Source organism: Cytobacillus oceanisediminis (genome assembly GCF_003182355.1).
In the GTDB taxonomy this organism is placed as follows: domain Bacteria; phylum Bacillota; class Bacilli; order Bacillales; family Cytobacillaceae; genus Cytobacillus; species Cytobacillus oceanisediminis_A.
Map to the genome: position 1 here is coordinate 381,183 of NZ_QGTW01000004.1, position 9,115 is coordinate 390,297.

The window sequence follows — 9,115 nt, forward strand, 5'->3', positions numbered from 1 at the left end:
AGGATAGGAGCTGCAAAGATGAAATTATCAGAAAAACAAATAGAGATTTTGGAAATTTTAGAAAATAATAGTGCGCGAATCCCGGTTGAAGACATTGCGAAAATGGCTGAATTGAGTATTGAGGAAACAAATGAGGCTTTAGAAAAGCTTGAGGAATTAAAGGTTTTAGTCCGCTATACTTCGGTTATTGATTGGTCGAAGGTAGATGGTCATGAGGGTGTTACCGCGATGATAGATGTGAAGGTGGCTCCTAAACGCGGAGTGGGCTTTGATGAGGTTGCCCAAAGAATTTACCGCTTTAAAGAGGTAAGGTCGGTTTATTTAATGTCTGGCGCTTATGATCTTTCCGTTATTGTTGAAGGACGTTCCATGAATGAGGTAGCCCGGTTTGTTTCTGAAAAATTGTCCACACTCGACTCGGTCTTGTCAACTACGACCCATTTTATTTTGAAAAAATATAAGCATGACGGAACAATCTTTGAACAAAATGAAGATGACAAACGAATCGTGGTGTCACCATAATGAACCGTACTAAAACCTATCTTTCTAAAACGGTTGAAGAACTGAAGCCTTCAGGAATTCGCCGCTTTTTTGACCTGGCTGCAGGTATGGAAGGCGTCATCTCCCTGGGGGTGGGGGAACCTGATTTCGTAACGCCCTGGTCTGTAAGGGAAGCTGCAATCCTGTCCCTTGAGCAGGGATATACGTCTTATACTGCCAACGCTGGTTTAATGGAGCTTCGGGAAGAGATTGCGAGTTATATGCAGAAAAGCTTCGGTGTTTCCTATTCTGCACAAAAGGAAATCACAGTCACAGTTGGGGCGAGCCAGGCCTTGGATATTGCCCTAAGAGCCATTCTTGATCCCGGTGACGAGGTGATTGTTGTTGAACCGAGCTTTGTTTCCTATGTTCCCTTAGTAGCTCTTGCTGGCGGGGTCCCTGTACAGGTTCAAACGCTAAAAGAGTTCGGCTTTAAAATTCAGCCTGAACAGCTGGAAAAAGCAATTACAGGACGGACAAAAGCGATCATGCTTTGTTCCCCAAATAATCCGACAGGAACCATGCTTAGCAAAAGTGAGCTCGAGAATATTGCGAAAATCGCAGAAAAGAATGACCTGCTAGTGCTGTCAGATGAGATTTACGCTGAATTGGCGTATGAGGGAGAGTATACAAGTTTTGCTGCCATCAGCGGGATGCGCAAAAGAACGATTTTAATATCCGGCTTTTCAAAGGGGTTTGCAATGACAGGCTGGAGGCTGGGGTTTGTTTGCGCTCCGGAGGCAATCTCCCAGGCTATGCTTAAAATACACCAGTATGCGATGATGTGTGCTCCGACCATGGCGCAATTCGCGGCCCTGGAAGCTTTAAAAACAGGCAGGACAGAAGTAGAAGAAATGAAAAAAAGCTACAGGCGCAGGCGGAATTATTTCGTTCAGTCACTTAATGATCTTGGATTAACATGCCATGTGCCTGGTGGAGCGTTTTATGCGTTTCCGTCTATTGAAAGTACAGGCTTTTCGTCAGAGGAATTTGCAGAAAAGCTATTATTGGCGGAAAAAGTAGCAGTCGTCCCAGGCAATATCTTTGGCGAAAGCGGTGAAGGTCACGTGCGCTGCTCCTATGCGACATCCATGGAACAGCTTCAGGAAGCCATAAAGCGAATCGGCCGTTTCCTTGAACGAAGCCAAAAGGCATAAAAAAAGGACAATCCATTACAGATTGTCAACTTCAAAAAGGGGGGGAATACTAGAAAGCCTTATAATACAAGGCTAACCAGTATTCCCCTTTTTATACTTGATTTTTAAAATTATTTATTATGATACTTGATTTCGTAGAGCATTTGCATGACCCTCAGAAAATCCTCTTCACTGATTTCCTTTGCTTTTCTTAGTATGAGCTTTGCCTTTTTTGTGCCGATTTCACGTACTAGCTGTTCGATTTCATAATCAATTCCAGTCTGGTTTGTCAGCAGCTCCTGTTCAAGAAGCTCTGAAGCAGGAATATCAAGTGCTGTAGAAATTTTTAGAACAGTTTGGGTATCCGGAATTTGGTCCCCGCTTTCATATTTTGCAATGGTACCAGTTCCAACCCTCACTTTTAACGCAAGCTGCTGCTGGGACATATTCGCACGTTCCCGGCATGCCTTAATGTTATTGCCGATGTTTGACATGATCCATCACCCCTTTTATCATTTTCTCCGATTACTATTTTATCATGTGGGGCTGTCTGTTATGGCCGTTCTTCGTGAACATTTCGTTAACATCTCCCGCATAAAACGGCATCAAGACTTTCCTGCAAGAAAGTTTAGTATCCGAAGGCATAAATGGGAATACAAACTGCTTGGAAATGCCAGATTGGTTCAACTGAACAGCATTGGGTGTAAAAGAGTCCCGATGACGGAAGTTGCACTTTACTATAGAATCCCAAAAGAATGCAGGAAAACAAATAAAATTGCTACGGGCACGAGATACCGGATAGATAGGTACCATAGATCAAAGATCAGGCCAATCCCCTTTGTGCCGGCATGCAGTTCCTCCTTTACAGCTTGTCGGGGAATTCTGTAGCCCACGAACAGAGAAATAAATAATGCACCAAGCGGAAGGCCAATATTGCTGGCAATAAAATCCGCAAAATCAAAAATGGATTTATTAAAAATCAATACATCCGACAAAACGCCAAATGAAAGGGCACTTGGAACGCCGGCAAGGAAAATAAGCAATCCGAAAGACCATGCCGCTGTTTTTCTTTTTTCGGTTTTGTCCTTTACCAGGGCTGCCACCCCAATTTCCAGGATGGAAAAAGCGGATGTTAACGTAGCGAATAAAAGCAGCACAAGGAAGACCGTTAAAAAAATACCGCCAAATGCGATTTCATTAAATACGGCTGGCAGTACGACAAATACAAGACCCGGTCCGGCGCCAGGTTCAAATCCCAAAGCGAAAACCGCAGGGAAAATAACCAAGCCTGCCAAAAGGGAAATGATAATGTTTAAGCCAACAACTGAGAAGGCCGACTTGGTTAGATTATCTTCTTTTGAAAGGTAAGAAGCATAGGTAACCATGACGGAAATACCTACACTTAATGCAAAAAAGGATTGCCCGAGCGCAAGAAGTACCGTTTCAGCATTTATGTTATTAAAATCAGGCTTTAATAAAAACTCGACTCCCTCGAGCGCACCTTCCAGGGTAAGCGAACGGAATACCAAAATAATAAAAAGAATAAATAAAGCGGGCATCATGTATTTGCTGGCCCGTTCAATCCCTTTTTGGATACCGCCCTGAACAACCGAAATGGTCATAAGCATAAAAATCAGTTGCAGCACAACAACCTCTGTTGGATTGGCAATAATATTTTTGAAGAGGCTTGCGTATTCCGTCTGTGAAAGGCCTGTTAGCGTACCTGTAAAGCTTCTCCAAAGGTATGAAAGAATCCATCCGCCGACAACACTATAAAAGGACAGGATAATAAACGAGACAGTGACTCCGCCAATCCCAAGCCAATGCCAGCCAGATCCCGGTGCTAAAACCTTGTAAGCTGTAACAGCATCTTTTTGTGTTCTGCGCCCAATAATAAATTCAGCAATTAAAATGGGAGCGCCAATAAAAATGGTTAATAGAAGAAAAATGGCAAAAAAGATTCCGCCCCCATTTGTGCCAGCAATATAAGGGAATTTCCAAATAGCTCCTAAACCAATGGCAGATCCGGCTGCAGCTAAAATGAAGCCAAGTTTTGAAGTCCATTGTTCATGTTTTTTCATAAATTACTCCTTTAAAATAATGTGAAACTTTTTTAGCTGGAGGTTTTTTACCCTTAGATATTAAAGACTCCAGAAAAGATATTTGTCCATCTTACTATGCTTTCCGAAAATTGTGTAGGGTAATTCTATTGTTTGCAGAATGTTTCATTATATTAAAAGAAAGGAAATGTTTAGGGTGGAAAGCGAGAATGGAATAAAATGGGTTAGTTGTTAATCCTTTTTCATTTTTGATATTTCTCCTTAGTTGTGATATAATTTTTTATTGCGTATAAAGAGATAAAATATGAATATAAATAGGAGTGTTTTCATGTCTGAGAAAATCGAAGTAGGCAGTGTTATTACAGGAAAGGTTACAGGTATTCAGCCATACGGTGCGTTCGTGGCACTGGATGAGAATACACAAGGATTAGTGCATATTTCCGAGGTAACTCATGGATTCGTTAAAGATATTAACGAACATCTTAAAGTCGGCGACGAAGTAAAAGTAAAAGTTTTATCTGTTGACGAAGAAGCAGGTAAAATCGGATTATCAATCCGCGCAACAGAAGAAGCGCCACAAGCAGAGGCAAAAGCTAAGAAGCCTCGCAAACGCCAGGCAGCGCCAATCAAAATGGAAGATGAATCTGCACAAGGATTCAACACACTTAAAGATAAGCTTCAAGAGTGGATCGAACAATCCCAGCGCGAAGACCTTATCAAGAAGTAATACTTGGGAAGCCGGGCTTTGGCCCGGTTTTTTATTTTATTGGTTACAAAGCTGAGTTTCCTTAATTGCCCATGCTGGAAAGAGTGCTTTTTAATTATGCAAAAAATCCTTGCTTTTACACGCAAAATGAGCGTGCGCTCGAAAAAATATTTTGCATACTAATTTACATAGAAATCCCCAGCCGATGCATTTTTTTAACATAAAAATTCAGAAAAATGGAGGAATTAAATGTTTTGGCATTAATCTTGCAATGACTATTAAAAGGGTATTACTTTAAAGGAGGAACATATATGGGAGAAACGACAGGGAAGAAGATTCCGTTTGGGATGGCTGTACTGCCGCTTTTGGTGATGATCGCTGTTATGGCTGTCACGATTGTAAAATTTGAGGGTAGTCCGCATGTGCCATTAATTACAGGAACAATTGTATCCGCTTTCATCGCTTGGCGTTTTGGATTTAAATGGAATGATATAGAAGAAGGTTTTTATAAAGGGATTCGATTGGCTCTTCCAGCAATCCTCATTATTATTATGGTTGGCCTGACGATTGGGTCCTGGATTGGCGGCGGAATTGTCGCAACGATGATTTACTATGGATTAAAGCTTATTACGCCTTCCATGTTCTTGGTTTCAATATGCGTCATCAGTGCGATTGTAACACTGGCTATTGGAAGCTCCTGGTCCACAATGGGAACGATCGGGGTTGCAGGCATGGGAATTGGGATCAGTATGGGTATTCCGGCTCCGATGGTGGCAGGTGCTATTATTTCCGGTGCGTATTTTGGGGACAAGATGTCGCCGCTATCTGATACAACGAACTTGGCTGCAGGGATTACCGGCACGGACTTGTTTGAGCATATCCGCCACATGTTTTACACGACCATTCCTGCTCTGGTGATTGCAGTACTTGTGTATTGGTTTATGGGCAGGCAGTTTGGCAGCAATGAATTAAACAATGAAAATATTTCAGAGGTAATGAAGGTGCTTTCAGAGAGCTTCGTCATTTCTCCCGGGCTTCTGCTTGTACCTGTATTGGTCATTTTTCTGGTAGCCAAAAAAGTTCCGGCCCTGCCTGCCTTGGCGGCTGGAGTTGTGCTTGGCTGGTTCTGCCATATTTTCATTCAAGGCGGTTCAGTAGGAGATGCTGTAAATACGCTGCAGGGCGGATTTTCAATCGAAAGCGGAAATGGCCTTGTGGATGACCTTTTCAACAGAGGCGGCATCGATGATATGATGTACACCGTTTCGTTAACCATTGTCGCGATGACCTTTGGCGGTGTGATGGAACAGACAGGAATGCTTAAAGCGATTGTCGATCAGATTCTGAAGCTGGCCCGTTCAGCGCGAAGCCTTGTGGCTACAACGGTTCTATCATCCTTTTTCACAAATGTTGCCGCAGCAGAGCAATATATATCCATCCTGTTGCCTGGTAGGATGTATGCACAGGCCTATAAGGATAGAAATCTGCAATCCAAAAATCTTTCACGCGCACTGGAGGATGGAGGAACTGTAACTTCTGTATTTGTCCCGTGGAATACCTGCGCGGTGTTTATTTTTTCAACACTGTCCGTACATCCATTTGAATACGCACCATATGCGATATTGAATTTCACTGTGCCAATCCTGGCCATAATTTTTGCCCTGCTTGGCTACAAAATTACTTTTATGAGTGATAAAGAGCGAAAAGAAATAGAAGCAAACGATCAGAAGGCATCTTAAAAAGAAGGCTCTGGATTTTTTCAGAGCCTTTCTCTTTTATAGGTTAATGGATAGTTCTTCGGGTAAAGGTAAATAGAAGGAAATCAGTATAATTATGAATAGGGAGTTTCAATTAATCAAAAAATACATTTTGTTGAAAGGAGTGACTTTTATGGCAGAGCAAACACTTTACGAAAAAGTAGGCGGCGGGGAAGCAATTGAAAAAGTGGTTGATTACTTTTATGAGGAACTAGTGTTGAAGGATCCAACCGTCAATCAATTTTTCGAGCACACCGATATGGTCAAACAGAAACGCCATCAATCTAAATTCATCAGCTATGCGTTGGGAGGGCCTAATCAATACTCAGGCAATTCAATGGCAAAGGCACACGAAGGCATGAACCTGCAGCCGGAGCACTTTAACGCCATCGCCAAGCACCTCCATGATGCACTTGCCCATTTTGGTTTGAGCGAAAGGGATATTGACGGAGCTTTAACTCGAGTTGCGGCGCTTCGGGACGATATTCTATACAAATAAAGCTCCCCGCGGGGAGCTTTTAGTTGTTTTTAATATAAAGGCTCTGTTAAAGCTTATTGTTGTTTTTTAGCACCCTGTTAATTGGAGCGGAAGGCACGAGACTCCTCGAAAATGCATTCGCATTTTCTTACGACGAGGTGTTTATTCGAGGATGCTTATTCAACGTCCTGCGGGAGTGCGGATCAAAGGGAGACCCCGCAGGAGCAAAGCGACGAGGAGCGTCGGACCGCCCGCGGAAAGGGAGTGCCTCGTGCTGAAATCAACAGGCAAATTTAACAGAGCCAATATAAAAAGAGCTGCCGGATAATTTTATGCTTGGAAAAAGAACAGTTTATCAGTTTTATCCGCAGAACTTTCAATATTTTAAACCGGCCGGAAATTGGCTATGTTCATGGAATTCTAGGCAGATTCCAACTGCAAAAAATGAATTAGGCTGCAATTTTTAATAGATTGCCTTCTTTTTCTAGAAAGTTCTGCATCCTCATCGGAGAACTGCCCGCCCTTTTAAGACATATCAACGAAACGGCTATTCACTGGCCCAATTAGCTATTATCCTTCTTAACTCCATACTTTCGCAGCCGGTATTGCAGGTTTTGCCGGCTCATGCCAAGAGATTTTGCAGCTTGGGTTATATTATTGCCATGATGCTTAAGTACTTTTTTTAGATAATAGGTTTCTGCTTCCTGGATGTATTGCTCCAGCGGCTTGATCGGCTTATTTTTCTGGATCAGCAGATCATCCATAGTGCCTGTCTCGTTCTCTTCCTCCTTGAATTGCGGTTTGTTCCGGAAATGGAGCGGCAGGTGGATGTAGCTGATGGCTTCTTCCAGGTCGATCAGGTTCATGGCGCCTTCAATAATATGCTCCAATTCACGGACATTCCCAGGCCAGTCGTATTGCTCGAATTTGCTCATTACGTCTTCGTCGACATCTTCTACATTCATACCGAAAAGCTGATTATATTTTTCGATGAAAAATTGAACGAGGTCCCCGATATCTTTTGTTCTCTCCCTTAATGGCGGAATGAAGAGGGACACGACACTTAGTCTATAGTATAAGTCCTTCCGCAAACGGCCTTCTGAGATCGCATCGATTGGATCTTCGTTGATTGTGGCAATTATTCTTACATCTACGGTCCGATCTTTCGTATCGCCGACTCTGCGGACTGTTTTTTCCTGCAAAACTCTTAGAAGTTTCGCTTGCAGGGATGGGTTAAGAGAGTTGATCTCATCCAGCAGAAGGGTTCCGCCATCTGCCTGCTCAAATAATCCCGGGCGCTCAATTGAACCGGTAAAGGCCCCTTTTTTGGTGCCAAACAAAAGGCCTTCTATCAAGCTATCTGGCAATGCTGCACAGTTTTGCGAGATAAATGGTTTAGAAGAGCGGCTGCTTCCGTTATGGATGCTTTGCGCAAAAAGCTCTTTCCCGGTACCGGTTTCGCCGATGATCAAAACAGACGAGCTCGTCCGGGTAGCTCTTTTGCTTGCCTCGATCACTTCCCGAATCTCATCGCTGCTTCCAATGATGCTATCAAAGGTGTAGCGCGTATCTCCCCTTTTGTTCATGTTTTCCCGGATCAGTTTTTCAAGTTTAGTAACATCGCGGGCAATTTCCATGGCGCCAATTTGCACACTTCCTTCAATGATTGGAAAAGTGTTATTAATTGTTGTAATTTCCTGGCCCTTATTGTTAAAGTACGTTTGCTTGGCGTTTTTAATATTTCTTCCCTTTTGCAGGGCTTGAAGGAGTGTACTGTCTTCATTTTGGTTAAAAGAAAAGACATCAAGCAGGTTCTTATCCAACACATCTTCATAGTTCATGCCTTCAATCTCAACCATTTTTTTATTGTAGATAATCGTTTTTCCCTCGACATCTACGACATGGACACCGACATCAATTTCATCCAAAATTCGCTGAAAGATCTTATTTTTTAATTGAAGCTGTTCGAATTCATGCTGATTCATTGTGGTCTCCTTATCCTGTATTTTATTTAATAGTATAAACTAAATTGAAATAGTGCAATGGAAATTTGCACCCAAAGATAACTTCGGTCTATCGATGCGCAAAAATATTTTGCTATCGAAAACAACAAATCTTTATTTAATAGCTTTTTAAAGTTGGCACAGTTCTTGCATTATAAAATGACGGATGCAAAAAACCGAATTAAAGGGGGATGGAATCATGGTACAGCCGTACAAACATGAACCTTTCACAAATTTTAAAACAGAAGAAAATCGCCAAGCATACTTACAGGGATTAAAAACAGTCGAAAGCTATTTGGGCCAGGACTATGACTTATTCATTGGGGGAGAGAGAATCTCCACTGAAGATAAAATCGTATCAATCAATCCTTCTAATAAAGAAGAAGTGGTTGGCCGTGTTTCAAAGGCAAACCGCGAGCATGCTGAGAAAGCGAT

General features: G+C 42.3%; 8 protein-coding genes and 1 pseudogene. 6 read left to right on the forward strand and 3 right to left on the reverse strand.

The annotated features are described in order from the left end of the window. Positions 1-18 precede the first annotated feature (18 nt). Both DFO73_RS10810 and DFO73_RS10815 read left to right on the forward strand, forming a co-directional pair. A complete protein-coding gene (locus tag DFO73_RS10810) occupies positions 19-522 on the forward strand; it encodes an Lrp/AsnC family transcriptional regulator (protein WP_110064788.1) in 504 nt (167 codons plus the stop codon). Beyond that, positions 522-1,697, forward strand: coding sequence for an aminotransferase (locus tag DFO73_RS10815; protein ID WP_110064789.1), 1,176 nt, complete (start codon positions 522-524; stop codon positions 1,695-1,697). The genes DFO73_RS10810 and DFO73_RS10815 overlap by 1 nt, the downstream gene beginning before the upstream one ends. A 110-nt stretch (positions 1,698-1,807) precedes the next feature. On the opposite strand, the gene DFO73_RS10820 is transcribed toward DFO73_RS10815, so the two are convergent. After that, on the reverse strand, positions 1,808-2,170 hold the full coding sequence (locus tag DFO73_RS10820) for a helix-turn-helix domain-containing protein (RefSeq protein ID WP_110064790.1): 363 nt from the start codon (positions 2,168-2,170) through the stop codon (positions 1,808-1,810). A 243-nt stretch (positions 2,171-2,413) separates the two neighbouring features. Further along, a complete protein-coding gene (locus DFO73_RS10825) occupies positions 2,414-3,757 on the reverse strand; it encodes a sodium-dependent transporter (protein WP_110064791.1) in 1,344 nt (447 codons plus the stop codon). A 307-nt stretch (positions 3,758-4,064) separates the two neighbouring features. Here DFO73_RS10825 and yugI point away from each other — a divergent pair, with 307 nt between their 5' ends. From yugI to DFO73_RS10840, 3 genes are all read left to right on the forward strand, one after another. Beyond that, on the forward strand, positions 4,065-4,463 hold the full coding sequence (gene yugI / locus DFO73_RS10830) for a S1 domain-containing post-transcriptional regulator GSP13 (protein WP_110064792.1): 399 nt from the start codon (positions 4,065-4,067) through the stop codon (positions 4,461-4,463). A gap of 290 nt (positions 4,464-4,753) precedes the next feature. After that, complete coding sequence (gene nhaC, locus DFO73_RS10835; protein WP_110064793.1) at positions 4,754-6,181, forward strand: Na+/H+ antiporter NhaC; 1,428 nt, start codon at positions 4,754-4,756, stop codon at positions 6,179-6,181. A gap of 151 nt (positions 6,182-6,332) precedes the next feature. Next, entirely contained in the window at positions 6,333-6,698 is a 366-nt protein-coding gene (locus tag DFO73_RS10840) for a group I truncated hemoglobin (RefSeq protein ID WP_110064794.1), read from the forward strand. Positions 6,699-7,240: 542 nt separating this feature from the next. On the opposite strand, the gene DFO73_RS10845 is transcribed toward DFO73_RS10840, so the two are convergent. Next, complete coding sequence (locus DFO73_RS10845) at positions 7,241-8,662, reverse strand: sigma-54 interaction domain-containing protein (RefSeq protein WP_110064795.1); 1,422 nt, start codon at positions 8,660-8,662, stop codon at positions 7,241-7,243. A gap of 217 nt (positions 8,663-8,879) precedes the next feature. Here DFO73_RS10845 and DFO73_RS10850 point away from each other — a divergent pair. Further along, a pseudogene (locus tag DFO73_RS10850) lies at positions 8,880-9,115 on the forward strand (L-glutamate gamma-semialdehyde dehydrogenase); the annotation flags it as partial.